Source organism: Stenotrophomonas sp. AS012628, assembly GCF_010608305.1.
GTDB lineage: Bacteria > Pseudomonadota > Gammaproteobacteria > Xanthomonadales > Xanthomonadaceae > Stenotrophomonas > Stenotrophomonas geniculata.
The window spans coordinates 1-26,469 of record NZ_VMBJ01000021.1; the positions used below are offsets into that span (position 1 = coordinate 1).

The window sequence follows — 26,469 nt, forward strand, 5'->3', positions numbered from 1 at the left end:
ACCGGGCTCTCCGCGACCAACCCAACCCAACCCCCGCCACGAGGGGCTGCGCCGTTGGCTGAAAATCCATGTAACCGCTTACAAGGAAACGGATTTTTGCCGCAACGGGTATCATGACCGGCTGACTTCACACAGGAGCCACCCGCTCATGCGCCGCAAGATCGTCGCCGGAAACTGGAAGCTGCATGGCAGCCGTCAATTCGCCAATGAACTGCTGGGGCAGGTGGCCGCTGGGCTGCCGCTGGAGGGAGTGGACGTGGTGATCCTGCCGCCGCTGCCCTACCTGGGGGAGCTGGTCGAGGACTTCGGCGAGGCCGGCCTGGCCTTTGGCGCACAGGACGTGAGCAGCAACGAGAAGGGCGCCTACACCGGCGAAGTCTGCGCGGCCATGCTGGTCGAGGTCGGGGCCCGCTATGGCCTGGTCGGCCATTCCGAGCGTCGCCAGTACCACCATGAAAGCAGCGAGCTGGTCGCACGCAAGTTCGCCGCCGCCCAGCACGCCGGCCTGGTGCCGGTGCTGTGCGTGGGCGAGACCCTGGAGCAGCGCGAGGCCGGGCAGACTGAAGCGGTCATCGCCAGCCAGCTGGCGCCGGTGCTGGAGCTGGTCGGCGCGGCCGGTTTCGCCAAGGCCGTGGTCGCCTACGAGCCGGTCTGGGCCATCGGTACCGGCCGTACCGCCACCAAGGAGCAGGCGCAGCAGGTGCACGCGTTCATCCGTGGCGAAGTCGCGCGCATCGATGCTAGAATCGCTGATTCACTGCCCATTGTTTACGGCGGTAGCGTGAAGCCCGACAATGCCGGGGAACTGTTCGCGCAGCCGGATGTCGATGGTGGGCTGGTCGGCGGCGCCTCCCTGGTGGCCGCGGACTTCCTGGCCATCGCAAGGGCGGCGGCCGCGAACTAATCCTAGAAGTTTTGTCCGAGGGCGGTTTCCAATGCTGATGTTGATCCTCAATGTCGTCTACGTGCTGGTCGCTGTGGCCATGATCGCGCTGATCCTGATGCAGCGTGGTTCGGGTGCGGCGGCGGGTTCGGGCTTTGGTGCCGGTGCCTCGGGTACGGTGTTCGGTGCGCGTGGCGCCTCGAACTTCCTGTCCAAATCGACCAAGTGGCTGGCTGTCGTGTTCTTCGGCATCAGCCTCTTCATGGCCTGGTATGCCGGTCATGGCAGCCGCCCGGCGGCCGACCAGGATCTGGGCCTGATGTCCGCTCCGGCGGCCGTCGCTCCGGCGGCTCCGGCGGGCGAGCTGCCGGCCGTTCCGAAGGCCGATGCGGTCCCGGCCGCCCCGGTTCCGGCCGCGAATGTGCCGGCTCAGGCGGAATCTTCGGTTTCTGGTGAAGAAAAGCCTTCGGAAGGCTCCCAGAAAGACTGAAGCCGGTTACAATACGCGGCGCATCGGGAAGATAGTCTGATGTGATCGTTTGCCCAGGTGGCGGAATTGGTAGACGCACTACCTTGAGGTGGTAGCGACGCAAGTCGTAGGGGTTCGAGTCCCCTCTTGGGCACCATTTGTAAGTAAAGCGGGTTCGTCTGGCGCGCAAGGCGCCAGGCAGATTCCCGTCCACTCCCCCATGCCAAAGCGCCTGCAGGCGCGGCGGCAGAGGCAAGAGAGAATCGCTGTGCTGGCCGAATATTTGCCGTCTCTGCTGTTTCTGATCGTTGCCACCGGTATCGGCGTTACGCTGATGCTGGTTGGTCGATTCCTCGGTCCCCGCCGCCCCGATCTGGAAAAGCTGTCGCCGTACGAGTGCGGCTTCGAGGCCTTCGAAGACGCGCGCATGAAGTTCGACGTGCGCTACTACCTGATCGCGATCCAGTTCATCGTCTTCGACCTGGAAATCATCTTCATCGTGCCGTGGACCCAGGTCTTCATGGAGCTGGGTGCCCGTTCGCTCATCACCATGGGCCTGTTCGTCGGCATGCTGTTCCTCGGTTTCATTTACGTCTGGAAGAAGGGAGCGCTGGAATGGGAGTGATTCAGACTCTCGATGGCCTCATGAACAACCCCACGCCGGAAGGCCGGGTTGATGACATCCTGCGGCCGGAAGGCGACAACCCGCTGCTGGAAAAGGGCTTCGTCACCACCAGCGTCGATGCACTGCTGAACTGGGCGCGCACCGGCTCGATGTGGCCGATGACCTTCGGTCTGGCCTGCTGCGCGGTCGAGATGATGCACGCCGGCGCCGCTCGCCTGGACCTTGACCGCTACGGCGTGGTGTTCCGCCCGTCGCCGCGTCAGTCCGACGTGATGATCGTGGCCGGTACCCTGGTCAACAAGATGGCCCCGGCGCTGCGCAAGGTCTACGACCAGATGCCGGACCCGAAGTGGGTCATCTCGATGGGTAGCTGCGCCAACGGTGGCGGCTATTACCACTACTCCTATTCTGTGGTGCGCGGCTGTGATCGCGTGGTGCCGGTGGACGTCTACGTCCCGGGCTGCCCGCCGACCGCCGAGGCGCTGGTGTACGGGATCCTGCAGCTGCAGAAGAAGATCTGGCGTACACAGACCATCGCCCGCTGACCCCTTCACCTGACAAGAGCGCGCCAAGCCCCCATGGCAGAGCAAGCATCCTTCATCGACCGACTGTCCGCACGTTTCGCTGGTGCGAAAGTCATCGTGGTCGAACCCCGCGGCGAAGTGACGCTGGAAGTGCCTGCCGCCGAGTGGCACGCCACCGCCCTGGCGCTGCGTGACGAGTTTGGTTTCGAACAGGCCGTGGATCTCTGCGGCGTCGACTACCTTGGTTATGGCTCCGACGAATGGGACACCGCCGACGTGTCTTCTCAGGGCTTCAGTCGCGGCGTCGAAGGCAAGGCCCAGGGCCGCTTCGCGTGGGGCGAGTTCCCCACCGAGGAAAACGGCGCCGACGGTGCCCGCCCGCAGCACATGCCGACCCAGCGCTTCGCCGTGGTCGCCCAGCTGCGCTCGTACCAGCACAACCTGATGATGCACCTGCGGTGCTTCGCCCCTGACGAAGCGCTGCCGGTGGTGTCCTCGCTGACCAGCATCTGGCCGGGCCTGAACTGGTTCGAGCGCGAAGCGTTCGACCTGTACGGCGTGATCTTCGAAGGCCACCCGGACCTGCGCCGGATCCTGACCGACTACGGTTTCGTCGGCCATCCGTTCCGCAAGGACTTCCCGTTGATCGGCAATGTCGAAGTCCGCTACGACGAAGAAAAGAAGCGCGTGATCTACGAACCGGTCACCTCGGTGGAGCCGCGCGTCGGCGTGCCGCGCGTGATCCGCGACGACGCCCGTCTGCAGACCGCAGAAGGTGAGCGCGCGCAGGAGGCAGTGAAGTGAGCCACGTACACCAGGCCGGCGAAGCATTCGCCAGCAACGCCGCCGAAAGCCGGCAGGAAATCCGCAACTACACCATGAACTTCGGCCCGCAGCATCCGGCCGCGCACGGTGTGCTGCGCCTGATCCTGGAAATGGACGGCGAAACCATCATGCGCGCCGACCCGCACGTGGGCCTGCTGCACCGTGGTACCGAAAAGCTGGCCGAGTCCAAGCCGTTCAACCAGTCGATCGGCTACATGGATCGCCTGGATTACGTGTCGATGATGTGCAACGAGCACGCCTACGTGCGCGCGATCGAGACCCTGATGGGCATCGAGGCGCCGGAGCGTGCGCAGTACATCCGCACCATGTACGACGAAATCACCCGCATCCTCAACCACCTGATGTGGCTGGGCTCCAACGCGCTCGACCTGGGTGCGATGGCGGTGATGCTGTACGCCTTCCGCGAGCGCGAAGAGCTGATGGACTGCTATGAAGCGGTCTCCGGCGCGCGCATGCACGCGGCGTACTACCGTCCGGGCGGTGTCTACCGCGACCTGCCGGACCACATGCCGAAGTACAAGGAATCGCGCTGGCACAAGGGCAAGGCGCTGAAGCAGCTCAATGCTTCGCGCGAAGGCTCGCTGCTGGACTTCCTGGAGAACTTCACCGTCGAGTTCCCCAAGCGCATCGACGAATACGAAACCCTGCTGACCGACAACCGCATCTGGAAGCAGCGTACCGTCGGTATCGGCGTGGTCACTCCGGAACTGGCCCACCAGTGGGGCATGACCGGCGTGATGCTGCGCGGCTCGGGCATTGCCTGGGACCTGCGCAAGAAGCGTCCGTACGCCAAGTACGATGCCGTCGATTTCGACATCCCGCTGGGCAAGGAAGGCGACTGCTACGACCGTTACCTGGTCCGCGTTGCCGAAATGCGCGAATCCAACCGCATCATCAAGCAGTGCGTGGCGTGGCTGAAGGCCAACCCGGGCCCGGTGATGGTGAAGAACTTCAAGGTCGCTCCGCCCAAGCGCGAGGACATGAAGGACGACATGGAAGCGCTGATCCATCACTTCAAGCTGTTCAGTGAAGGCTATTGCGTGCCGGCCGGCGAGACCTATGCGGCAGTGGAAGCGCCCAAGGGCGAGTTCGGCTGCTACCTGGTCTCCGATGGCGCCAACAAGCCGTTCCGCGTGCACCTGCGCGCACCGGGCTTCGCCCACCTGTCCTCGATCGATTCGGTCGTGCGCGGCCACATGCTGGCCGACGTGGTGGCGATGATCGGTACCTACGACCTGGTGTTCGGCGAGGTTGACCGGTAATGCCGTCCGCCACGCCAACGCCCGCTGCAGGCAGCCGGCGCAAGCCGGCGCCGCAGTTTCTGGAATTTCACGTTATGCATTTCGCTGAGGTCGGCCGATGAAGGCGACAGGTAATTTCGAGGCGGCGCGCGACGTCGACCCGATGGTGGTGCTGAGCGACAAGACCCGCGCTCACATCGATCACTGGCTGTCCAAGTTCCCGCCGGACCGCAAGCGCTCTGCCGTGCTGCAGGGCCTGCATGCGGCCCAGGAACAGAACGAGGGCTGGCTTACCGACGAGCTGATCGCCGGCGTGGCCAAGTACCTTGATCTGCCGCCGGTGTGGGCCTACGAGGTCGCCAGCTTCTACTCGATGTTCGAGACCGAGAAGGTGGGCCGCAACAACGTGGCCATCTGCACCAACATCAGCTGCTGGCTCAATGGCGCCGAGGACATCGTCCGCCATTGCGAGAAGAAGCTGGGCATCAAACACGGTGAATCGACCCCGGACGGCCGCGTCTACCTCAAGCGCGAGGAAGAGTGCCTGGCCGGTTGCGGTGGCGCGCCGATGATGGTCATCAACGGTCACTACCATGAGCGTCTGACCTTGGAAAAGGTCGACGAGCTGCTGGACGGGCTGGAGTAAGGGCATGGCACATCACCACGAATCCAAGGGTCCGGTCGGCCCCGCGCCGCTGCCGCACCAGGTGGTCTACACCACCCTGCATTACGACACCCCGTGGTCGTACGAAAGCTACCTGAAGACCGGTGGCTACGCCGCCCTGCGCAAGATCCTCGAAGAGAAGATCCCGCCGGAGCAGGTCATCGAGATGGTCAAGGCCTCGGGCCTGCGCGGCCGCGGTGGCGCAGGCTTCCCGACCGGCCTGAAGTGGTCCTTCATGCCCAAGGGCAACATGCAGAAGTACATCCTCTGCAACTCGGACGAATCCGAGCCGGGCACCTGCAAGGATCGCGACATCCTGCGCTACAACCCGCATTCGGTGGTGGAAGGCATGGCGATCGCCTGCTACGCCACCGGTTCGACCGTGGGCTACAACTACCTGCGCGGTGAGTTCCACCATGAGCCGTTCGAGCACTTCGAACAGGCCTTGGCCGATGCCTATGCGAACGGCTGGCTGGGCAAGAACATCCTCGGCAGCGGCGTGGACATCGACATCTACGGCGCGCTGGGCGCTGGCGCCTACATCTGCGGCGAAGAAACCGCGCTGATGGAATCGCTGGAAGGCAAGAAGGGCCAGCCGCGCTACAAGCCGCCGTTCCCGGCCAACTTCGGCCTGTACGGCAAGCCGTCGACGATCAACAACACCGAAACCTATGGTTCGGTGCCGGCGATCATCCGCAACGGCCCGGAGTGGTTCAAGGGCCTGAGCCTGACCGCCAACGGCGGCCCGAAGTGCTTCTCGGTGTCCGGCTGCGTGCAGAACGGTGGCAACTTCGAAGTGCCGCTGGGCACCAAATTCCACGATCTGCTGGAAATGGCCGGTGGTCTGCGTCCGGGCCGCACGCTGAAGGGCGCGATCCCGGGCGGTGTGTCGATGCCGGTGCTGACCGCGGCCGAGCTGAAGGACCTGCCGATGGACTACGACACCATCCGTGCGCTGGGCTCCGGCCTGGGTTCGGGTGCGATCGTGGTGCTCGACGACAGCGTGTGCTGCGTCAAGTTCGCCTGCCGCATCAGCCAGTTCTTCCACAAGGAATCCTGCGGCCAGTGCACCCCGTGCCGTGAAGGTACCGGCTGGATGCACCGCGTGCTGGAGCGCATCGTCGCCGGCAAGGCCACGATGGAAGACCTGCACCAGCTGAAGGCGGTGGCCGGCCAGATCGAAGGCCACACCATCTGTGCGTTCGGTGAAGCGGCTGCATGGCCCATCCAGGGCTTCCTGCGCCAGTTCTGGGACGAATTCGAGTACTACATCGTCAACGGTCATTCGATGGTTGACGGCAAGAAGGTGGAGGCAGCCGCCGCATGAGCGCGCAACCCGTAAACCCGAACGTGCCACCGGATCACGTGACCATCGAAATCGATGGCAAGTCCCTGGTCGTGCCCAAGGGTTCGATGATCATCCAGGCGGCCGACAAGGCCGGCATTTCGATTCCGCGCTTCTGCTACCACGAGAAGCTGCCGATCGCCGCCAACTGCCGCATGTGCCTGGTGGACGTGGAGAAGTCGCCGAAGCCGGCGCCGGCCTGCGCCACCCCGGTGATGGATGGCATGAAGGTCGCCACCCGCAGCGAGAAGGCACTGAAGTTCCAGCGCTCGGTGATGGAGTTCCTGCTCATCAACCACCCGCTGGACTGCCCGATCTGCGATCAGGGCGGCGAGTGCGAGCTGCAGGACGTGTCGCTGGGCTATGGCCGTTCGGTCAGCCGCTTCAACGAGCGCAAGCGCGTGGTGCCGGACGAGGACATGGGCCCGCTGGTCGCCACCGAGATGACCCGCTGCATCCAGTGCACCCGCTGCGTCCGCTTCACCGCCGACGTGGCCGGTACCTACGAACTGGGCGGCATGTATCGCGGTGAGAACCTGCAGATCGGTACCTTCGACGGCAAGCCGCTGACCACCGAGCTGTCGGGCAACGTCGTCGACGTCTGCCCGGTCGGTGCGCTGACCAACAAGGTGTTCCAGTTCCGCGCCCGCCCGTGGGAACTGACCGCGCGCGAATCGCTGGGCTACCACGACGCGATGGGTTCGAACCTGTTCCTGCACGTGCGTCGCGGCGAAGTGCTGCGCACCGTGCCGCGCGACAACGAAGCGGTGAACGAGTGCTGGCTGTCCGACCGTGACCGCTACTCGCACCAGGGCCTGTACAGCGAAGACCGTGCGGTCAAGCCGCTGCGCAAGGTCAATGGCGAGTGGAAGGAAGTGAGCTGGGCCGAAGGCCTGGCCGCGGCCGCCGAGATTCTCAAGGCGAACCAGGGCGACAACCTGGGCGTGCTGGTGCATCCGTCCACCTCGAACGAGGAAGGTGCGCTGCTGGCCCGTCTGGCCAAGGGCCTGGGCTCGAGCAACATCGACCACCGCATCAACAACCGCGATTTCTCCGACGCCGCCACCGCCGAAGTGTTCGGCCTGCCGCTGGCCGAAATCGAAGGCGCCGACCGCATCGTCGTTCTGGGCAGCAACATCCGCCACGAACTGCCGCTGCTGCACGCCCGCCTGCGCAAGGCGCAGACCACCAACGGCGCGAAGATCCACGTCGTCAACCCGGTGGACTTCGACTTCGCCTTCAGCATCGCCGGCAAGCAGATCGTTGCGCCGTCGAAGTTCGTCGACGCGCTGGCCAACGCAGAGCTGCGCTCGGCAGTGCAGGGCGGCAACAACACCGTACTGATCGTCGGTGGCATCGCCGAGAACCACCCGCAGGCTGCCGCGATCCGCGCCGCCGCGCGTGACTTCGCTGCCGCTACCGGTGCCAAGCTGTGCCGCATCCCGCAGGGCGCCAATGCTGTTGGCCTGACCCGCGCCGGTGTGCTGCCGGCCGGCAAGGACGTCGCCGCGATGCTGGCGCAGCCGCGCCAGGCCTACGTGGTGTACGGCCTGGAGCCGGGCCTGGACTTTGCCGACGCACCCGCCGCGCGCAAGGCGCTGGTGGGTGCCCAGGTGGTGGCCTTCAGCCAGTTCGCCTGTGCTTCGACCCGCGACGTCGCCGACGTGATCCTGCCGATCGGTGCGCTGCCGGAAATCGACGCCACCCTGACCAACCTCGATGGTCGCGAGCAGTTGGCCCGTGCCGGCGGCAAGCTGCCGGGCGAGGCCCGTGAGGGTTGGCGCGTGCTGCGCGCCCTGGGCGGCGAGCTGGCCGTGGCCGGTTTCGACTTCACCGACCTGGCCGGCCTGCGTGCCAGCCTGGCCCCGGTTTCGGTCGCCGTCGCCGCTTCGGCGCAGCCGGCGGTTGCCGGCGAAGGCCTGGAAGTGGCTTCGACCGCCGCGATCTACCGCACCGATGCGGTGGTCCGTCGCGCCCCGGCGCTGCAGTCGCATCCGCTCAACAACGCCCCGCGCATCGTGCTGAATGCTGAAGATGCCGCTCGCCTGCAGCTGCAGGAAGGGCAGATGGCCAAGGTCGGCACCGATGCCGGCAAGGCCACCCTGCCGGTGGTGGTCGACGCCCGCGTCGCTGCGGGTTCGGTCTGGATTGAATCGGGCCACGGCGCGACCGCGCCGCTGGGTGCCGCTCGCGTATCGGTGGTGGCTGCATGAACGAATTGCTGTTGAACGCGGTCGACCCGCTGCACCAGTGGCTGCTTGGCCTCGGTGACATCGGCGCGCTGATCTGGATCATCCTGAAGATCCTGGTGATCACCGTTCCGGTGATCATCTCGGTGGCCTTCTATGTGGTCTGGGAACGCAAGCTGATCGGCTGGATGCACGTCCGCCACGGCCCGATGTACGTGGGCATGGGCATCTTCCAGGCCTTCGCCGACGTCTTCAAGCTGCTGTTCAAGGAAGTGGTCCAGCCGAGCAGTGCCAACAAGGCGATCTACCTGCTGGCACCGCTGATCACCCTGGCGCCGGCCTTCGCGGCCTGGTCGGTGGTGCCCTTCGATTCGCAGATCGTGCTGTCCAACGCCAACGCCGGCCTGCTGTATCTGCTGGCGATGACCTCGCTGGGCATCTACGGCATCATCCTGGCCGGTTGGGCATCCAACTCGAAGTATGCGTTCCTGGGTGCGATGCGCGCCTCGGCACAGATGATCAGCTACGAAATCGCCATGGGCTTCGCCCTGGTCGGCGTGATGATCGCGTCGGGCAGCCTGAACCTGAGCAACATCGTGATGGCGCAGGCCGGCAATTCCGGTTTCTTCGACTGGTTCCTGCTGCCGCTGTTCCCGCTGTTCGTCATCTACTGGGTGTCGGGCGTGGCTGAAACCAACCGCGCGCCGTTCGACGTGGTGGAAGGCGAGTCGGAAATCGTCGCCGGCCACATGGTCGAGTACTCCGGCGGTGCCTTCGCCCTGTTCTTCCTGGCCGAATACGCGAACATGATCCTGATCAGCTTCCTGATCTCGATCTTCTTCCTCGGCGGCTGGCTGAGCCCGATCCAGGGCTGGGTCAACTTCGGCGATGTCTCGCCGCTGGTCGACTGGATCTGGAAGGGCGGTGCACCGTGGCTGTTCGTCAAGGTGTTCTTCTTCGCCAGTGCCTACATCTGGTTCCGTGCCAGCTTCCCGCGCTTCCGCTACGACCAGATCATGCGCCTGGGCTGGAAGGTCTTCATCCCGCTGGCCATTCTGTGGATCGCGGTTACCGCCGTCATGGTGTTCTTCGGCGTGATTCAAAAGGGCGTCTAAAGTGATGAACAGGATTACCCATTACTTCAAGAGCCTGCTGCTGCTCGAACTGCTGGCCGGTCTCTGGCTGACCTTGAAGTACAGCTTCAAGCCCAAGTACACGATGATGTACCCGATGGAGAAGTTCCCGCAGTCGCCGCGCTTCCGTGGCCTGCACGCCCTGCGCCGTTACCCCAACGGTGAAGAGCGCTGCATCGCCTGCAAGCTGTGCGAAGCGGTGTGCCCGGCACTGGCCATCACCATCGACTCGGCCAAGCGCGAAGACGGCACCCGCCGTACCACGCGCTATGACATCGATCTGTTCAAGTGCATCTTCTGCGGCTTCTGTGAAGAAAGCTGCCCGGTGGACTCGATCGTCGAAACCCACATCCTCGAGTACCACTTCGAGAATCGTGGCGAAAACATCGTTACCAAGCCGCAGCTGCTGGCCCTGGGCGACCGTCTCGAGTCCGAGATCGCCGAGCGTCGCGCCGCCGATGCCGCTTACCGCTGAGGTCGAGAGATGGATTGGGTAAATATCGCTTTCTGGGTGTTCGCCATCGCGGCAACGGTTTCGGCCGGTGCGGTGATCAGCGTGCGCAACCCGGTTCACGCCGTGCTCTGCCTGGTGCTGACCTTCTTCTCCATCGCCTGCGTCTGGCTGCTGGTCGGCGCCGAGTTCCTCGGTGTGGCACTGGTGCTGGTGTATGTCGGCGCGGTGATGGTGCTGTTCCTGTTCGTGGTGATGATGCTGGACATCGATCCCACCAAGATGCGTGAGGGCTGGGTCCGCTACCTGCCGGTCGGCCTGATCGTTGCCGTGGCCATGCTGGTCCAGATGCTGATCCTGATCGGCGTGAAGGGCAGGGCGGTTACCCCGTTCCCCGCCGACAACGCCGCCGCGGTCGCTGCCGACAGCTCCAACGTCACCTGGCTTGCGCGCACGCTGTTCACCGAATACCTGCTGCCGTTCGAGTTCGCTGCGGTCATCCTGACCGTGGCCGTGGTTGCCGCCGTGATGCTGACCCTGCGTCGCCGTACCGGCGTGAAGAGCCAGAACCCGGGCGAGCAGACCATGGTCAAGGCCGGCCAGCGCCTGCGCATGGTCAAGATGGGCGCCGAAGCGCCGGTCGTGCACAGCAACAGCAAGCCGGCCACCGGCGAGGAGACCCAGCCGTGATTACCCTTGGCCACATGCTTGCGCTGGGCGCGGTGCTGTTCGCCATCAGCCTGGCCGGCATCTTCCTCAACCGGAAGAACGTCATCGTCCTGCTGATGTCGATCGAGCTGATGCTGCTGTCGGTGAACGTCAATTTCGTCGCGTTCTCGCGTCAGCTGGGCGATCCGTCCGGCCAGCTGTTCGTGTTCTTCATCCTGACCGTCGCCGCCGCGGAAGCCGCCATCGGCCTGGCGATCCTGGTGACCCTGTTCCGTACCCGCCGCACGATCAATGTCGGCGAAGTCGATTCGTTGAAGGGCTGATCCACAGATGGAAATCACTCTCTCCAAGAGTCTGTTGATCGCAGTGGTGCTTGCACCGCTGTTCGGCAGCATCATCGCCGGCCTGTTCGGTCGCCAGGTCAAGCGCTTCGGCGCGCAGACCATCACCATCCTCGGCGTTGCGGTTGCCTGCGGCCTGTCGATGTACACGCTCTACCAGCTGCTCTGGGGCGGTGCGCAGCCGTTCAACCAGAACATCTACACGTTCTTTGAAGTCGGCCAGTACTCGGCCCACGTCGGCTTCATGGTCGACAAGCTGACCGCGATGATGATGGTGGTGGTGACCTTCGTGTCGCTGCTGGTCCACATCTACACGATCGGCTACATGCAGGACGATCCGGGCTACCAGCGGTTCTTCAGCTACATCTCGCTGTTCACCTTCTCGATGCTCACCCTGGTGATGAGCAACAACTTCCTGCAGCTGTTCTTCGGCTGGGAAGCGGTTGGCCTGGTGTCGTACCTGCTGATCGGCTTCTGGTTCAAGCGCCCGACCGCGATCTTCGCCAACATGAAGGCGTTCCTGGTCAACCGCGTCGGTGACTTCGGCTTCCTGCTGGGCATCGCCGGCGTGCTGTGGGTGTTCGGCACCCTGGACTACTCGCAGGTGTTCTCGCAGGCCGGCATGCTGGCTGACCCGCGCGCCCAGCTGCAGATCTGGGACGGCACGATCCTGGGCATGCAGCTGCTGAACGAGCCGGTGATCTGGTCGATCGCCACCGTCATCTGCATCTGCCTGTTCATCGGCGCCATGGGCAAGTCGGCCCAGGTCCCGCTGCACGTGTGGCTGCCGGACTCGATGGAAGGCCCGACCCCGATCTCGGCACTGATCCACGCCGCGACGATGGTGACCGCCGGTATCTTCATGGTCACCCGCATGTCGCCGCTGTTCGAGCTGTCGCAGACCGCGCTGAACTTCGTGCTGTTCATCGGTGCCACCACCGCGTTCTTCACCGGCCTGATCGGCATCGTGCAGAACGACATCAAGCGCGTCGTCGCGTACTCCACGCTGTCGCAGCTGGGCTACATGACCGTCGCCCTGGGCGTGTCGGCCTATTCGGCGGCCGTGTTCCACCTGATGACCCACGCCTTCTTCAAGGCGCTGCTGTTCCTGGGTGCCGGCTCGGTCATCATCGCGATGCACCACGAGCAGGACATGCGCAAGATGGGCGGCCTGCGCAAGTACATGCCGATCACCTTCGTCACCATGTGGATCGGTACGCTGGCCCTGGTCGGTACGCCGTTCTTCTCCGGCTTCTATTCGAAGGACACCATCATCGAGGCGGCCGAGATCCACGCCCACATGCAGAACAGCTGGGTGGCCACCTATGGTTACTGGGCAGTGCTGGGTGGCGTGCTGGTGACCAGCTTCTACAGCTTCCGCCTGCTGTTCATGACCTTCCATGGCAAGGAACGCTTCCGCGACGCGCACGACGATCATGCCCATGGCCATGACGATCACCACGCCGCCGACGCCCACCATGGCGATGCCCATGACGACCACGGCCATGGCCACGGTCCGCATGAGCCGCACGAAACCCCGTGGGTGGTGACCCTGCCGCTGATCCTGCTGGCCATCCCGTCGATCGCCATCGGTTTCTTCAGCATCGGTCCGATGCTGCACGGCACCGACTGGGCTGGCCAGCATGCGCACGAGGCGATCAAGGGCCAGGCACAGACGTTCTTCACCGGCATCGTCGACTTCTACGATCCGGCCAAGAACACCGTCGCGTTCCTGGGTGAAGAGTTCCATGGCCCGGTCGCGTTCGCGCTACACGGCATGATGCTGCCGCCGTTCTGGCTGACCCTGGCGGGCTTCCTGCTGGCCGCGCTGTTCTACCTGTGGAAGCCGGACCTCTCGGGCAAGGCACGCAAGACCTTCGCCCCGATCGTTTCGGTGCTGGAAAACAAGTACGGCTTCGACAAGCTGTGGATCGATGGCTTTGCCGGCGGCAGCGTCAAGCTGGGCAAGGTCTCGCGCTGGATCGACAGCAACATCGTCGACGGCGTGGTCAATCTCTCGGCACGTGTTGTGGACGTTGCAGCCGGCGTGCTGCGTCGTACCCAATCCGGTTTCCTCTATCACTACGCCTTCGCGATGATCATCGGCCTGATTGCCCTGCTGGGCGTGCTGATGCATTACCTGCGTTGATGACCTGTACGGAATAAGAAGACGTGTCGAACTGGCCTCTACTCAGTGTCCTCATCTGGCTGCCGATCATCGGTGGCGCCCTGATCCTTGCGATCCGTGATGCACAGACCGCCCGCTGGGCGTCGCTGGGCGTCGCGGTACTCACCTTCGTTGCAAGCCTTTCGCTGCTGAGCGGCTACAACGCAGGCATCGACGGTCTGCAGTTCGTCGAGACCCATGCCTGGATCCCGGCGTACAAGATCGGCTACAACCTGGGCGTGGACGGCATCGCCGTGGCGCTGATCCTGCTGACCACCCTGGTCAGCGTGCTTGCCCTGATCGGCGCCTGGAGCGCCATCGACAAGCGCGTGAACCAGTACGTGGCGGCCTTCCTGATCCTGGAAGGCGTCACCGTCGGCATCTTCGCCGCGACGGACGCGATGCTGTTCTACGTGTTCTTCGAAGCGATGCTGATCCCGATGTTCCTGATCATCGGTGTCTGGGGCGGCCCGCGCCGCATCTACGCAGCACTGAAGTTCTTCCTGTACACCTTCCTCGGCTCGGTGCTGATGCTGGTGGCGCTGATCTACCTGTACATGAAGGGCGGCAGCTTCCAGTTGGCCGACCTGTACGCGCTGCCGCTGTCGGCCAAGGAACAGACCTGGATCTTCTTCGCCTTCCTGATCGCCTTCGCGGTCAAGGTGCCGATGTTCCCGGTGCACACCTGGCTGCCGGACGCGCACGTGGAAGCGCCGACCGCCGGTTCGGTGATCCTCGCCGCCATCGCCCTGAAGATCGGTGGCTACGGCTTCCTGCGCTTCAACCTGCCGATCGTCCCGGACGCGTCGCAGGAATGGGCCTGGCTGGTGATCGCGCTGTCGCTGATCGCGGTGATCTACGTCGGCCTGGTCGCCCTGGTGCAGGACGACATGAAGAAGCTGATCGCCTATTCGTCGATCGCACACATGGGCTTCGTCACCCTGGGCACCTTCATTGCCCTGTGGCTGGTGCGTGAAGCCGGCAACGCCGACGCCGCCCGCCTGGGCCTGCAGGGCGCCATGGTGCAGATGATCTCGCACGGCTTCGTGTCCGGTGCGATGTTCTCCTGCGTCGGCGTGCTGTACGACCGCATGCACAGCCGCCGCATCGCCGATTACGGCGGCGTGGTCAACGTGATGCCGTGGTTCGCCACCTTCGCCATGCTGTTCTTCATGGCCAATGCGGGCCTGCCGGGCACCAGCGGTTTCGTCGGTGAGTTCATGGTCATCCTGTCGGCTTTCCAGCGTAATCCGTGGATCGCACTGGGCGCGGCCACCACCCTGATCATCGGTGCCGCCTACACCCTGTGGCTGTACAAGCGCATCTTCTTCGGCGAGGTGGCCAACAGCCACGTGGCCGAACTGAAGGACATCAACGGCCGCGAATGGCTGGTGCTGGGCGTGTTCGCCATCGGCGTGCTGGCGCTGGGCATCTACCCCAAGCCGCTGACCGACCTGATGGAGCCCTCGATCGCGAAGCTGGCGATGCAGATCGCATCCAGCAAGCTGCTGTAATTCCAGGATTTGATGATGACCACCTCGCCGCTGCTGCCATTGACCGCCGCTGACCTGCCACCGCTCGCTCCCGAGCTGGTGCTGATCGGCAGCGCTTTCGCCCTGATGATCCTCGACCTGTTCGTCAGCAACCGGAACAAGATCGTCACCCACCTGTTCTCGCTCGCTGCGCTGGCCGTGGTGCTGTTCATGCTGGCCACCGGCGTGGGCGGGCAGGGGGAGGTCTTCCATGGCATGTTCGTGCGCGATACCGCTGCGGACGTGATGAAGACCGGGATCGTGCTGCTCAGCGGCCTGACCCTGGTCTATGGCTGGCGTTACCTGCGTGACCGCAACCTGTTCCAGGGCGAGATCCCGGTGCTGATCCTGTTCGGCACCGCCGGCATGATGATCCTGGTGTCGGCCGGCAGCCTGCTGATGGTCTACCTGGGCCTGGAACTGCTGGCGCTGTGCTCCTACGCCCTGGTCGCCAGCAACCGTGAGAACGGCCTGGCCTCGGAAGCGGCGATGAAGTACATCGTGCTCGGCTCGCTGGCCTCGGGCCTGCTGCTGTACGGCATGTCGCTGATCTACGGCGCCACCGGCAGCCTGCACCTGGACGTCATCCGCGACGCCATCCCGCACTCGGAAGAGCGCGTGCTGCTGATCACCGGTGCGGTGTTCATGATCGCCGGCGTCGCCTTCAAGCTGGGTGCCGCACCGTTCCACATGTGGCTGCCGGACGTGTACCAGGGTGCCCCGGCACCGATCGCGCTGTTCATCAGCTCGGCGCCGAAGCTGGCCGCATTCGGCATGGCCTACCGCCTGCTGGAAATGGGCGTGGGCCCGCTGTCGACCGAACTGCAGCTGCTGATTGCTGGCCTGGCCGCCGTCTCGCTGGTGATCGGCAACCTGATGGCCATCGCGCAGAGCAACCTCAAGCGCATGCTGGCGTTCTCCACCGTCTCGCACATCGGCTTCCTGCTGATGGGTATTGCCGGTGGCGGTTCGCAGGGCTATGCCGCCGCGCTGTTCTATGCACTGGCCTACGCCATCATGTCCACCGCCGCCTTCGGTGCGATCATCGCGCTGTCGCGTGCCGGCTTTGAAGCCGAGAACATCGAGGACTTCAAGGGCCTGAACGCCCGCAACCCGTGGATGGCCGGCCTGGTGCTGTGCATCATGGCGTCGCTGGCCGGCATCCCGCCGTTCCTGGGCTTCTGGACCAAGCTGGCGGTGCTGGGCGCGGCCGTCAACGGTGGCCTGCTGTGGCTGGCCATCCTCGGCGTGCTGTGTGCCGTGGTCGGCTGCTTCTACTACCTGCGCGTCATCAAGGTCATGTACTTCGATGAGCCGGTGGGCGAGGCCATGCCGCGCAGCAACGACCGCGTCCTGGGCCTGGTGCTGGGCGTGAACGCGCTGGCACTGCTGGCGCTGGGCCTGGCCTGGAACCCGATCATGGTCTGGTGCCAGCAGGCATTTGCGCATCTTGCATAAAAGTTGACACAAAGCTGCGCGATTCGTGTAATATGCGCAGCCTGAGTTGTCACTGCAGCGGTTCAGCCAGAACATCGTTGCGGTAGCCCTCCTCGAAAGAGCAGGGCAGCAGTTCAAACACTTCCGGTGCGGGGTGGAGCAGTCTGGCAGCTCGTCGGGCTCATAACCCGAAGGTCGCAGGTTCAAATCCTGCCCCCGCTACCAAGTAAAGAAATCGCCTTCGAAGTCCTGCTTCGAAGGCGTTTTTCTATGGGGCGGTGCTCGATCCGCCGGGCATGGCCCGGCGCTACCCGTACGCCGCACGGTGGTAGCGCCGGGCCATGCCCGGCGAGCGCAGCGGACGCTTCGGGGTAGCCCCGCACCTTGCACCAGCGCGGTGCAGCCGCTATCATCAGCGACCTAGCAGTACCCCTGAAGGCGGCCTCCCGGCGGGAGTCCGGACCCGGAAGGAGGGCCGCAACCGGCAGGCACTGCAGGTTGCAACCGGAATCCAGTCACCGGAGTCTTTCCGGAAAAGGGGCCCAGCGGGCCCTTTGTCGTTTCCGGGGCGTCATGTTTTCACGCCGGCCAAGGCCGGCACCCAACCAAGAGATCAAGGCAGGCTGTGAGCGACAAGGCAACCGACATCGCGAATCTGCTCGCCCCGACCGTTGTGTCGCTGGGCCTGGAGCTGCTGGGCGTTGAGTATCTGCCGGCCCCCGGCGGTGCGACCCTGCGCCTTTACATCGACGTGCCGCTGGCTGAACAGCCCGAGCGCATCATCAATGTCGACGACTGCGAGCGGGTCAGCCGCGAAGTGTCGGCGCAGCTGGACGTCGAAGACCCGATCAGCGGCAATTACACGCTGGAAGTGTCCTCGCCGGGCGTGGATCGCCCGCTGTTCAACCTGGAGCAGTTCGCCCGACACCAGGGTGAATCGGCCAAGGTCACGCTGAAGCTGCCGCAGGACAACCGTCGTCGCCTGCAGGGCCGTATCGAGGCGACCGACGAGGCCGCTGGCACCATCACCTTCATCGTCGACAAGACCGAAGTGGTGGTGTCGGCCGACAACATCGACAAGGCACGGATCATGCCCGACTGGGTGGCGCTGGGGCTGGCCCCGAGCAAGCCGACCGGTCCGGCACCGAAGCGTCCGAAGCCGAACACGAATTCTTCTTCCAACGAGCCGGCGGCAAAGAAGCCGCGCGCGGAGTGAGCCAATGAGCAAGGAACTGTTGCTGGTAGTCGACGCAGTCGCCAACGAGAAGGGCGTGCCGCGTGAAGTGATCTTCGATGCCATCGAGGCCGCCCTGGCCTCGGCAGCGAAGAAGCGCTATCCCGACGAGGAAGTGCTGACCCGCGTGGTCATCGACCACAAGGATGGCAGCTACGAAACCTACCGCCGCTGGGAAGTGGTGGCCGATGACGTGGTCATGGAATCGCCGGATCGCCAGATCCGCCTGATGGACGCGGTCGATGAGGCCGAAGGCGTGGACGTCGGCGACTACATCGAAGAGCAGATCGAGAACCCGGATTTCGGCCGCATCGCTGCCCAGGCCGCCAAGCAGGTCATCGTCCAGCGCGTGCGCGAAGCCGAGCGCCAGCAGGTCGTGGATGCATGGAAGGATCGCGTGGGTGAGCTGATCACCGGTGTGGTCAAGCGCGCCGAGCGCGGCAACATCTACGTCGACCTCGGTGGCAACGCCGAAGGCTTCATCCCGAAGGACAAGGGCATTCCGCGCGACGTGCTGCGCGCCGGCGACCGCGTGCGCGGCTACCTGGCCGAAGTCCGTTCGGAACCGCGTGGCCCGCAGCTGTTCATCAGCCGTGCCGCCCCGGAATTCATGATCGAGCTGTTCAAGCTGGAAGTGCCGGAAGTCGGCCAGGGCCTGGTGGAAATCAAGGCCTGTGCCCGCGATCCGGGCGACCGCGCCAAGATCGCCGTGCTGGCCCACGACCAGCGCACCGATCCGATCGGTGCCTGCATCGGCATGCGCGGTTCGCGCGTGCAGGCCGTGTCCAACGAGCTCAATGGCGAGCGCGTGGACATCGTGCTGTGGAACGACAACCCGGCCAACTTCGTCATCAACGCGATGGCGCCGGCCGAAGTGCAGTCGATCATCGTCGATGAAGACAAGCACTCGATGGACCTGGCTGTCGCTGAAGACCGCCTGGCCCAGGCGATCGGCAAGGGCGGCCAGAACGTGCGCCTGGCCAGCCGCCTGACCGGCTGGCAGCTCAACGTGATGACCCAGGACCAGGTCACCGCCAAGTCGGAAGCCGAGCAGGCGTCGGCCCGCCAGCTGTTCATGGACAAGCTGGAAGTGGACGAAGAGATCGCCGGCATCCTGGTCAGCGAAGGCTTCGGTACCGTCGAGGAAATCGCTTATGTCCCGGTCGGCGAACTGCTGGCCGTGGAAGGTTTCGACGAAGACATCGTCGAAGAGCTGCGCGCTCGTGCCCGCGATGCGCTGCTCAATGAGGCCCTGGCAGTCGAAGAAGGCCTTGAAGACGGCCAGCCGGCGCAGGACCTGCTGTCCCTGAAGGGCATGGACGAAGCCACCGCATATGCGCTGGCCGGCCACGGCGTGCGTACCAGCGAGGACCTGTCCGACCTGGCCGCCGACGAGGTCATGGACTTCGGTATCGAAGGACTGGATCAGGCGCGCGCCGCTGCGCTGATCCTGGCCGCCCGTGCCGAAGAGATCGCCCGACTGGAACGCGGCGAATGAGCCGGCAATGAACAGGGCCCTGAGCCGCTCAGGGCGTAGAATCCGCGCCACCTCCAGATGCGGGGGGGCGCCCACAAGATCATAGGATCCGAATGTCGCAGCAAACCACCATCCGCAAGCTTGCCGAACTGGTCAACACGCCGGTCGAAAAACTGCTGGAACAGCTGGCCGGTGCCGGCATGAAGTTCAGCGGTCCCGACCAGGTCGTGACCAGCTCCGAGAAGGTTAAGCTCCTGGGCTTCCTTCGTCGTTCGCACGGCAAGCCCGAGCAGGCCCCGGAAGAGACCGATCAGTCTGCAAAGAAGATCACGCTCAACCGCCGGAAGCAGCAGGAAGTGACGGTCAATTCCGGTCGCAGCAAGACGACCGTGAATGTCGAGGTGCGCCAGAAGCGCACCTACGTCAAGGATGGTGCGCGCGCCATGACGCCGGACGAAGAGCGCGCCGACATCCTGCGCAAGCTGGAAGAGTCGCGTGCCCGCAACCTCGCCGAACAGCAGGCCTTGGCCGAGAAGGATCGTCTGCGCGACGAAGCCATCGTCCGCGCCCGTGAGGAAGAGATTGCGGCCAAGGAACGCGCAGAGGCCGAGAAGAAGGCTGCCGAAGAGGCTGCGGCTGCCGCCAAGGCTGCCGAGGCACTGGCCGCCACCAAGCCCAAGCGCGCTCCGATCGATGAAACCGCGCCGCGGCCGCCACGCACGCCGGCCGCCGCTCCGGCTGCGCCGCGCAGTGCGCCGCCGCCGCCGCGCAACGACGACCGCAACAACCGCAGCGCGCCGCGCAACGAGCGTGGCCCGGGCGATCGTTTCGCCGGCCAGATGCACCTGTCGGCTGCCGACCGCGCGCGTCGTGGCAACAGCAACAACAGCAACACCCGTGGTCGTCCGGGCGGGCGCAACCAGGCGGGTGGCCGTCGCGACATGTCGCGCGGTGGCAACAATGCCGGTCCGCACGCCTTCGAGCGTCCGACCGCGCCGGTGGTGCGTGAAGTGGCGATCGGCGACACGATCACCGTGGCCGACCTGGCGCAGAAGCTCGCGCTGAAGGGCGGTGAGGTGGTCAAGGCGCTGTTCAAGATGGGCGTGATGGCCACCATCACCCAGTCCATCGACCATGACACCGCCGCGCTGGTGACCGAAGAACTCGGTCACAAGGCAATCCGTGCCAATGACAACGATGCCGAAGACGCACTGCTGGCCTCGACCGGTGAAAACCAGGGCGAAGCCACCCAGCGTCCGCCGGTGGTCACCATCATGGGCCACGTCGACCACGGCAAGACCTCGCTGCTGGATTACATCCGCCGTACCAAGGTCGCCACCGGCGAAGCCGGCGGCATCACCCAGCACATCGGTGCCTACCACGTGGATACGCCGAAGGGCGTGATCAGCTTCCTGGATACCCCGGGCCATGCTGCCTTCACCTCGATGCGTGCCCGCGGCGCCAAGCTGACCGATATCGTGGTGCTGGTCGTGGCCGCCGATGACGGCGTCATGCCGCAGACCAAGGAAGCGATCCAGCACGCCCGTTCGGCGGGTGTGCCGCTGATCGTGGCGATCAACAAGATCGACAAGTCCGACGCCGACCCGATGCGGGTCAAGAACGAACTGCTGTCCGAGCAGGTCGTGGCCGAAGACTTCGGTGGTGATACCCAGATGGTGGAGATCTCGGCCAAGACCGGCCTGGGCATCGACGACCTGCTGGACGCCATCTCGATCCAGGCCGAGCTGCTGGAGCTGAAGGCCGTCGACGAAGGCCGCGCCTCGGGCGTGGTGATCGAATCGTCGCTGGACAAGGGCCGCGGCCCGGTCGCGACCGTGCTGGTGCAGCAGGGCCGCCTGAAGAAGGGCGACTACCTGGTGTGCGGCATCCAGTACGGCCGCGTGCGTGCGCTGTTCGACGAAACCGGCAAGCAGCCGGAGTTCGCCGGCCCGTCCATCCCGGTGCAGGTCCTGGGCCTGTCCGGCGTGCCGGAAGCCGGTGACGACTTCGTGGTCGTCGAGGATGAGCGCCTGGCCAAGGACGTTGCCCAGCAGCGTGAGACCAAGCGCCGTGAATCGCGCCTGGTGGCCACCGCTGGCAGCCGCATGGAAGACATCATGGCGACCCTGGGCAAGGGCGAGGGCCAGCAGGTCCTCAACCTGGTCATCAAGGCCGACGTGCAGGGTTCGGTGCAGGCCTTGAGCCAGGCACTGGTCGCGCTGTCCAACGACGACATCCGCATCAACGTGATCCACTCCGGCGTGGGCGGCATCACCGAATCGGACGCCAACTCGGCGGCTGCTTCGAAGGCCACCGTCATCGGCTTCAACGTGCGTGCGGATGCTTCGGCCCGTCGCATCATCGAATCCAACGGCGTCGACTTGCGTTACTTCTCGATCATCTATGACGTGATCGATCAGGTGAAGCAGGTGGCCTCCGGTCTGCTGGGCGTGGAGATCCGCGAAGAGATCATCGGTATCGCCGAGGTCCGCGACGTGTTCCGCAGCTCCAAGCTGGGCGCCGTTGCCGGCTCGATGGTCATCGAGGGCGTGGTCAAGCGCAACAAGCCGATCCGCGTGCTGCGCGACAGCGTGGTGATCTTCGAAGGCGAACTGGAATCGCTGCGCCGCTTCAAGGAAAACGTCGAGGAAGTCCGCAACGGTACCGAATGCGGTATCGCGGTGAAGGCCTACAACGACGTCAAGCCGGGTGACCAGATCGAGTGCTTCGAGCGTATCGAAGTGCCGCGCACCCTGTAATGCTGCAAGGTGGCCCGACCAACGGTCGGGCCCTACCATGTACCTGTAGCGCGCGACCGTTGGTCGGGCGACAATCGAATCAAAGGTAGCGCCCGACCGTTGGTCGGGCGACAACTGAACCAAGAGCTCCTCGTGCCCAAGACTTTCCATCGAACCGACCGTGTCTCCGCCCAGCTGCGCCGTGAACTCGGCACCCTGGTGCACAACGCCGTGCGCGAGCATGGGTTGCCCTCGGTGAGCGTGTCCGACGTGGAAATCACCCGCGACATGGCCCATGCCAAGGTGTTCGTCACCGCGCTGATGCCGGAACGTTCGGCTGAAGCTGTGGCCGGCCTGAAGGAGCTGGGCTACCGCCTGCGCATGGATCTGGCCCGCGCGATGAAGCTGCGCCACGTGCCGGAGCTGCATTTCCACTACGACGACTCGGTCGACCGTGGTGAGCACATCGACAACATCCTGCGCGACCTGCCCGATACGCTGGCCGCGGAGAAGCGTCGCGAGAGCGACGAAGAATAAGCCAGCGCCGGGCCCATGCCCGGCGTCTTTTCATTCCGGCAACGCGACGCCTGTGCGGGCCGCGTTGCGGCAGCCGGGCATGGCTCGGCTCTACAACGTCCTGTCATGACCCGAATTCAGTTCCGCCGCCTGGATGGCATCCTGCTGCTCGACAAGCCGACCGGCATGAGTTCCAACGCCGCCCTGCAGGTGGCTCGTCGCCTGTTCCGTGCCGAAAAGGGCGGCCATACCGGCAGTCTCGACCCGCTGGCCACCGGCCTGTTGCCGCTGTGCTTCGGCGAGGCGACCAAGATTGCCGGCCTGCTGCTCGGCTCGGCCAAGGCCTACGACGCCGAGATCATGCTGGGCCAGACCACCGACACCGACGATGCCGAAGGCCAGGTGCTGCTGCAGCGCCCGGTGCCTTCGATCAGTGCCGAGACCCTGCAGGCGGCGCTGGCGCCGCTGACCGGCAGCATCCGCCAGCGCGCCCCGATCTATTCGGCGCTGAAGCAGGGCGGGGAGCCGCTGTATGTGAAGGCCCGCCGCGGTGACGTCATTGAAGCGCCGGAGCGCGAGGTGCAGGTGCACGCCATCGAGGTGCTCGAGCAGCAGCCGGAGCGGTTGCGGCTGCGTGTGACCTGCGGCTCGGGCACCTATATCCGCAGCCTGGCCCGCGATCTGGGCGAGGCGCTGGGCTGTGGCGCGCATATCAGTGCGCTGCGCCGGCTCTGGGTCGAGCCGTTCCGTGAACCGGCGATGGTCACCCTGGATCAGCTGCGGGCGATGGTCGAGGCGGGTGACGAGGCGGGCATGGACGCGCTGCTGCTGCCGCTGGCGGCCGGCCTGGCTGAATACCCGCGGGTCGACCTCGATGCCGACCAGGCCCACCGCTTCTGCGTCGGCCAGCGCCAGCGCGATCTGTCGTGGCCCCGTGGTCTGGTGGCCGTGTTCGGTCCGGACGATGCTGTCCAGGGGTTGGGTCAGGTCGATGACAGTGGCCTGCTGGCTCCGCAGCGTCGTTTCAACCTCTGACCGGGCCCGGACGGTTCAGCCCCGGACCTTGTTCCGAGGCCCCCCGACCGTTACAATTTCGCGGCCGTTTTCCGGCAGCCTGCCTCGCGCAGGTTTCATCCTCGTAGTCCACGGCGAGCCTGGCGGTGCGCGAAGCGCGTTCCTGCCGGCCACGCATCACAGAGAAAAAAGAAATGTCGATCGACACCCAGAAGGTCATTGAAGACAACAAGCGCAGCTCGGCTGACACTGGCTCCCCGGAAGTCCAGGTTGCACTGCTGACCGCCCGCATCGAACTGCTGACCGGCCACTTCAAGACCCACAAGAAGGACCACCACAGCCGCCGCGGCCTGCTGCAGATGGTCAACCGCCGTCGCAGCCTGCTCGACTACCTGAAGAAGAAGGACGTCGAGCGTTACAAGGCCCTGATCGAAAAGCTTGGCCTGCGTCGCTAAGCAACGAATCCCCCGCGGCGCAGCGATGCGCCGCGGTTTTGTTTTGTAGCACCGCAATCCCCGATTCAGGCCGGAACGATCCGGCCACCCGCTGGCGGCAAGGGTCGCCGACGGTCCAAATTCGCAGACAGCATCCCCAAGGACACCCTCCGTGGCAAAAATCACCAAAACCTTCCAGTACGGCAAGCACACCGTCACGCTCGAGACCGGCGAAGTCGCCCGTCAGGCCAGCGGTGCCGTCATCGTCAAGATGGACGACACCGTACTGCTGGTCACCGCCGTCGCCGCCAAGAGCGCGCGCGAAGGCCAGGACTTCTTCCCGCTGACCGTCGATTATCAGGAAAAGTTCTACGCCGGCGGCCGTATCCCGGGTGGTTTCTTCAAGCGTGAAGGCCGTGCGACCGAGAAGGAAACCCTGATCTCGCGTCTGATCGACCGTCCGATCCGCCCGCTGTTCCCCGAAGACTACAAGAACGAAGTGCAGATCATCGCCACGGTCATGTCGCTGAACCCGGACGTGGACGGCGACATCCCGGCCCTGATCGGCGCCTCGGCTGCCCTGGCCCTGGCCGGCACCCCGTTCATGGGTCCGATCGGCGCTGCCAAGGTCGGTTACAAGAACGGCGAGTACATCCTGAACCCGACCGTCAGCGAACTGGCTGACTCGCAGCTGGAACTGGTCGTCGCCGGCACCTCCAACGCCGTGCTGATGGTTGAATCCGAAGCTGCGCTGCTGTCCGAAGAAGTGATGCTGGGCGCCGTGACCTTCGGTCACCGCGAGATGCAGAAGGTCATCAACGCGATCAACGAGCTGACCGTCGAAGCCGGCACCAAGCCGTCGACCTGGGAAGCCCCGGCCAAGAACGACGCGCTGATCTCCGCCCTGAAGGAAGCCATCGGCCCGCGCCTGGGCGAAGCCTTCCAGGTGCGCGACAAGCTGCAGCGCCGCGACGCCATCTCGGCGATCAAGAAGGACGTGGTCGAAACCCTGGCTGGCCGCGTGGCCGCTGAAGGCTGGAACCCGGCCGAGCTGTCGAAGGAATTCGGCGAGCTGGAATACCGCACCATGCGTGACTCGGTGCTGGACACCAAGGTCCGCATCGACGGCCGTGCGCTGGACACCGTCCGCCCGATCGCCGTGAAGACCGGCGTGCTGCCGCGTACCCACGGTTCCTCGCTGTTCACCCGCGGCGAAACCCAGGCCATTGTGACCATCACCCTGGGCACCGCCCGTGACGGCCAGGTCATCGACGCCGTTGCCGGTGAGTACAAGGAAAACTTCCTGTTCCACTACAACTTCCCTCCGTTCTCGGTGGGTGAGTGCGGCCGTATGATGGGCCCGAAGCGCCGCGAAATCGGCCACGGTCGCCTGGCCAAGCGCGGCGTGCTGGCTGTCATGCCGTCGCTGGAAGCCTTCCCGTACACCATCCGCGTCGTCTCGGAAATCACCGAGTCGAACGGTTCCTCGTCGATGGCCTCGGTCTGCGGTTCCTCGCTGGCCCTGATGGACGCCGGCGTGCCGGTGAAGGCGCCGGTTGCCGGTATCGCCATGGGTCTGGTCAAGGAAGGCGAGCGCTTCGTCGTCCTGTCCGACATCCTGGGTGACGAAGATCACCTGGGCGACATGGACTTCAAGGTGGCCGGTACCGCTGAGGGCATCTCCGCCCTGCAGATGGACATCAAGATCGAAGGCATCACCGAAGAGATCATGAAGCAGGCCCTGCAGCAGGCCAAGGCTGGCCGTCTGCACATCCTGGGCGAAATGGCCCACGGTCTGACCGCTCCGCGTGAAGAGCTGTCGGACTACGCGCCGCGCCTGCTGACCATCAAGATCCACCCGGACAAGATCCGCGAAGTGATCGGCAAGGGTGGTTCGACCATCCAGGCCATCACCAAGGAAACCGGCACCCAGATCGACATCCAGGACGACGGCACCATCGTCATCGCATCGGTCAACGCCATCGCTGCCCAGGCCGCCAAGGCCCGCATCGAGCAGATCACCTCGGACGTCGAGCCGGGCCGCATCTACGAAGGCAAGGTTGCCAAGATCATGGACTTCGGTGCGTTCGTCACGATCCTGCCGGGCAAGGACGGTCTGGTCCACGTGTCGCAGATCTCCAGCGATCGCGTCGAGAAGGTCGGCGACGTGCTGAAGGAAGGCGATGTGGTCAAGGTCAAGGTGCTGGAAGTCGACAAGCAGGGCCGTATCCGCCTGTCGATGAAGGCCGTGGAAGAAGGCGACGCCGTCAGCGCCGAATAATCGGCGGTGGGTGTCAACCTTGCTTGGTTGACACGCTCCTGGAATCGCTGAAATGAAAAAGCGGGCTTCGGCCCGCTTTTTCTTTGCCTCGAAGTTGCGAACAACCGCTCACCCAGGTCGCCGCATGTCCTGCTGCGGTGCATGAGAGGCGCTACGCAGCCATTGTTCTGTCACCGTTGCACGGATCGCGCCTGTCCATCGGACGACATGCCACGACATCGGTCCCACAGCCCCATCGGTTTGCTAACGTGGCGGCGCC

23 protein-coding genes and 2 tRNA genes are annotated in these 26,469 nt (G+C 64.7%); all 25 read left to right on the forward strand.

Annotated elements, in window-relative coordinates; translation table 11 throughout:
• Positions 1–148 precede the first annotated feature (148 nt).
• Positions 149–904, forward strand: coding sequence for a triose-phosphate isomerase (gene tpiA, locus G5A07_RS11050; protein WP_010486422.1), 756 nt, complete (start codon positions 149–151; stop codon positions 902–904).
• Between the two features lie 31 nt (positions 905–935).
• Positions 936–1,373, forward strand: a complete 438-nt coding sequence (secG, locus tag G5A07_RS11055; protein ID WP_010486424.1) for a preprotein translocase subunit SecG — start codon at positions 936–938, stop codon at positions 1,371–1,373.
• A 51-nt stretch (positions 1,374–1,424) separates the two neighbouring features.
• Positions 1,425–1,509, forward strand: a tRNA-Leu gene (locus tag G5A07_RS11060).
• A gap of 111 nt (positions 1,510–1,620) precedes the next feature.
• Positions 1,621–1,977, forward strand: coding sequence for an NADH-quinone oxidoreductase subunit A (locus tag G5A07_RS11065; protein WP_010486426.1), 357 nt, complete (start codon positions 1,621–1,623; stop codon positions 1,975–1,977).
• Positions 1,968–2,522, forward strand: a complete 555-nt coding sequence (locus tag G5A07_RS11070) for an NADH-quinone oxidoreductase subunit B (RefSeq protein ID WP_005410463.1) — start codon at positions 1,968–1,970, stop codon at positions 2,520–2,522. Before G5A07_RS11065 ends, G5A07_RS11070 begins: the two co-directional genes overlap by 10 nt.
• Positions 2,523–2,555: 33 nt before the next feature.
• Positions 2,556–3,305 (forward strand): NADH-quinone oxidoreductase subunit C, encoded by a 750-nt coding sequence (locus G5A07_RS11075; RefSeq protein ID WP_010486428.1) that lies wholly within the window; start codon positions 2,556–2,558, stop codon positions 3,303–3,305.
• A complete protein-coding gene (locus G5A07_RS11080) occupies positions 3,302–4,609 on the forward strand; it encodes an NADH-quinone oxidoreductase subunit D (RefSeq protein ID WP_010486430.1) in 1,308 nt (435 codons plus the stop codon). Before G5A07_RS11075 ends, G5A07_RS11080 begins: the two co-directional genes overlap by 4 nt.
• A gap of 97 nt (positions 4,610–4,706) precedes the next feature.
• The gene (gene nuoE, locus G5A07_RS11085; RefSeq protein WP_006381132.1) at positions 4,707–5,234 is read left to right on the forward strand and encodes an NADH-quinone oxidoreductase subunit NuoE; all 528 of its coding nucleotides are present in this window, start codon (positions 4,707–4,709) and stop codon (positions 5,232–5,234) included.
• Between the two features lie 4 nt (positions 5,235–5,238).
• Complete coding sequence (gene nuoF / locus G5A07_RS11090; protein WP_010486436.1) at positions 5,239–6,579, forward strand: NADH-quinone oxidoreductase subunit NuoF; 1,341 nt, start codon at positions 5,239–5,241, stop codon at positions 6,577–6,579.
• Complete coding sequence (gene nuoG, locus G5A07_RS11095) at positions 6,576–8,810, forward strand: NADH-quinone oxidoreductase subunit NuoG (RefSeq protein WP_049409123.1); 2,235 nt, start codon at positions 6,576–6,578, stop codon at positions 8,808–8,810. Before nuoF ends, nuoG begins: the two co-directional genes overlap by 4 nt.
• On the forward strand, positions 8,807–9,901 hold the full coding sequence (gene nuoH, locus G5A07_RS11100; RefSeq protein WP_006381129.1) for an NADH-quinone oxidoreductase subunit NuoH: 1,095 nt from the start codon (positions 8,807–8,809) through the stop codon (positions 9,899–9,901). Before nuoG ends, nuoH begins: the two co-directional genes overlap by 4 nt.
• A gap of 4 nt (positions 9,902–9,905) precedes the next feature.
• Positions 9,906–10,394, forward strand: coding sequence for an NADH-quinone oxidoreductase subunit NuoI (gene nuoI / locus G5A07_RS11105; protein WP_005417924.1), 489 nt, complete (start codon positions 9,906–9,908; stop codon positions 10,392–10,394).
• Between the two features lie 9 nt (positions 10,395–10,403).
• On the forward strand, positions 10,404–11,060 hold the full coding sequence (locus G5A07_RS11110; RefSeq protein WP_010486441.1) for an NADH-quinone oxidoreductase subunit J: 657 nt from the start codon (positions 10,404–10,406) through the stop codon (positions 11,058–11,060).
• Positions 11,057–11,362 (forward strand): NADH-quinone oxidoreductase subunit NuoK, encoded by a 306-nt coding sequence (gene nuoK / locus G5A07_RS11115; RefSeq protein ID WP_006381125.1) that lies wholly within the window; start codon positions 11,057–11,059, stop codon positions 11,360–11,362. The genes G5A07_RS11110 and nuoK overlap by 4 nt, the downstream gene beginning before the upstream one ends.
• A gap of 7 nt (positions 11,363–11,369) precedes the next feature.
• Entirely contained in the window at positions 11,370–13,529 is a 2,160-nt protein-coding gene (nuoL, locus tag G5A07_RS11120; protein WP_053443337.1) for an NADH-quinone oxidoreductase subunit L, read from the forward strand.
• A 23-nt stretch (positions 13,530–13,552) separates the two neighbouring features.
• Positions 13,553–15,061: an NADH-quinone oxidoreductase subunit M gene (locus G5A07_RS11125; RefSeq protein ID WP_005410452.1), complete on the forward strand. Its 1,509-nt coding sequence runs from the start codon at positions 13,553–13,555 to the stop codon at positions 15,059–15,061.
• A gap of 15 nt (positions 15,062–15,076) precedes the next feature.
• A complete protein-coding gene (nuoN, locus tag G5A07_RS11130; RefSeq protein ID WP_054172230.1) occupies positions 15,077–16,537 on the forward strand; it encodes an NADH-quinone oxidoreductase subunit NuoN in 1,461 nt (486 codons plus the stop codon).
• A 127-nt stretch (positions 16,538–16,664) separates the two neighbouring features.
• Positions 16,665–16,741 (forward strand) — tRNA-Met (locus tag G5A07_RS11135).
• 400 nt (positions 16,742–17,141) lie between these two features.
• Complete coding sequence (gene rimP / locus G5A07_RS11140; protein ID WP_005410450.1) at positions 17,142–17,732, forward strand: ribosome maturation factor RimP; 591 nt, start codon at positions 17,142–17,144, stop codon at positions 17,730–17,732.
• Between the two features lie 4 nt (positions 17,733–17,736).
• Positions 17,737–19,248, forward strand: a complete 1,512-nt coding sequence (gene nusA, locus G5A07_RS11145; RefSeq protein WP_006458580.1) for a transcription termination factor NusA — start codon at positions 17,737–17,739, stop codon at positions 19,246–19,248.
• 92 nt (positions 19,249–19,340) lie between these two features.
• A complete protein-coding gene (infB, locus tag G5A07_RS11150) occupies positions 19,341–21,986 on the forward strand; it encodes a translation initiation factor IF-2 (protein ID WP_010486450.1) in 2,646 nt (881 codons plus the stop codon).
• A 132-nt stretch (positions 21,987–22,118) separates the two neighbouring features.
• Positions 22,119–22,502, forward strand: coding sequence for a 30S ribosome-binding factor RbfA (gene rbfA / locus G5A07_RS11155; RefSeq protein WP_005410447.1), 384 nt, complete (start codon positions 22,119–22,121; stop codon positions 22,500–22,502).
• 105 nt (positions 22,503–22,607) lie between these two features.
• Positions 22,608–23,516: a tRNA pseudouridine(55) synthase TruB gene (gene truB, locus G5A07_RS11160; RefSeq protein ID WP_043401948.1), complete on the forward strand. Its 909-nt coding sequence runs from the start codon at positions 22,608–22,610 to the stop codon at positions 23,514–23,516.
• Positions 23,517–23,689: 173 nt separating this feature from the next.
• Positions 23,690–23,950: a 30S ribosomal protein S15 gene (gene rpsO / locus G5A07_RS11165; RefSeq protein ID WP_005410445.1), complete on the forward strand. Its 261-nt coding sequence runs from the start codon at positions 23,690–23,692 to the stop codon at positions 23,948–23,950.
• A gap of 151 nt (positions 23,951–24,101) precedes the next feature.
• On the forward strand, positions 24,102–26,210 hold the full coding sequence (gene pnp / locus G5A07_RS11170; protein ID WP_032128652.1) for a polyribonucleotide nucleotidyltransferase: 2,109 nt from the start codon (positions 24,102–24,104) through the stop codon (positions 26,208–26,210).
• The last annotated feature ends 259 nt before the right edge of the window (positions 26,211–26,469 follow it).

Bases quoted from the DNA above. Each gene is read 5' to 3' on its own strand.
- nuoL (WP_053443337.1), top strand. From the start codon at position 11,370: ATGGAAATCACTCTCTCCAAGAGTCTGTTGATCGCAGTGGTGCTTGCA.
- tpiA (WP_010486422.1), top strand. From the start codon at position 149: ATGCGCCGCAAGATCGTCGCCGGAAACTGGAAGCTGCATGGCAGCCGT.
- G5A07_RS11110 (WP_010486441.1), top strand. From the start codon at position 10,404: ATGGATTGGGTAAATATCGCTTTCTGGGTGTTCGCCATCGCGGCAACG.
- nusA (WP_006458580.1), top strand. From the start codon at position 17,737: ATGAGCAAGGAACTGTTGCTGGTAGTCGACGCAGTCGCCAACGAGAAG.
- nuoI (WP_005417924.1), top strand. From the start codon at position 9,906: ATGAACAGGATTACCCATTACTTCAAGAGCCTGCTGCTGCTCGAACTG.
- nuoN (WP_054172230.1), top strand. From the start codon at position 15,077: ATGACCACCTCGCCGCTGCTGCCATTGACCGCCGCTGACCTGCCACCG.
- rpsO (WP_005410445.1), top strand. From the start codon at position 23,690: ATGTCGATCGACACCCAGAAGGTCATTGAAGACAACAAGCGCAGCTCG.
- secG (WP_010486424.1), top strand. From the start codon at position 936: ATGCTGATGTTGATCCTCAATGTCGTCTACGTGCTGGTCGCTGTGGCC.
- G5A07_RS11070 (WP_005410463.1), top strand. From the start codon at position 1,968: ATGGGAGTGATTCAGACTCTCGATGGCCTCATGAACAACCCCACGCCG.
- infB (WP_010486450.1), top strand. From the start codon at position 19,341: ATGTCGCAGCAAACCACCATCCGCAAGCTTGCCGAACTGGTCAACACG.
- G5A07_RS11075 (WP_010486428.1), top strand. From the start codon at position 2,556: ATGGCAGAGCAAGCATCCTTCATCGACCGACTGTCCGCACGTTTCGCT.
- truB (WP_043401948.1), top strand. From the start codon at position 22,608: ATGACCCGAATTCAGTTCCGCCGCCTGGATGGCATCCTGCTGCTCGAC.
- nuoF (WP_010486436.1), top strand. From the start codon at position 5,239: ATGGCACATCACCACGAATCCAAGGGTCCGGTCGGCCCCGCGCCGCTG.
- nuoG (WP_049409123.1), top strand. From the start codon at position 6,576: ATGAGCGCGCAACCCGTAAACCCGAACGTGCCACCGGATCACGTGACC.
- nuoE (WP_006381132.1), top strand. From the start codon at position 4,707: ATGAAGGCGACAGGTAATTTCGAGGCGGCGCGCGACGTCGACCCGATG.
- nuoH (WP_006381129.1), top strand. From the start codon at position 8,807: ATGAACGAATTGCTGTTGAACGCGGTCGACCCGCTGCACCAGTGGCTG.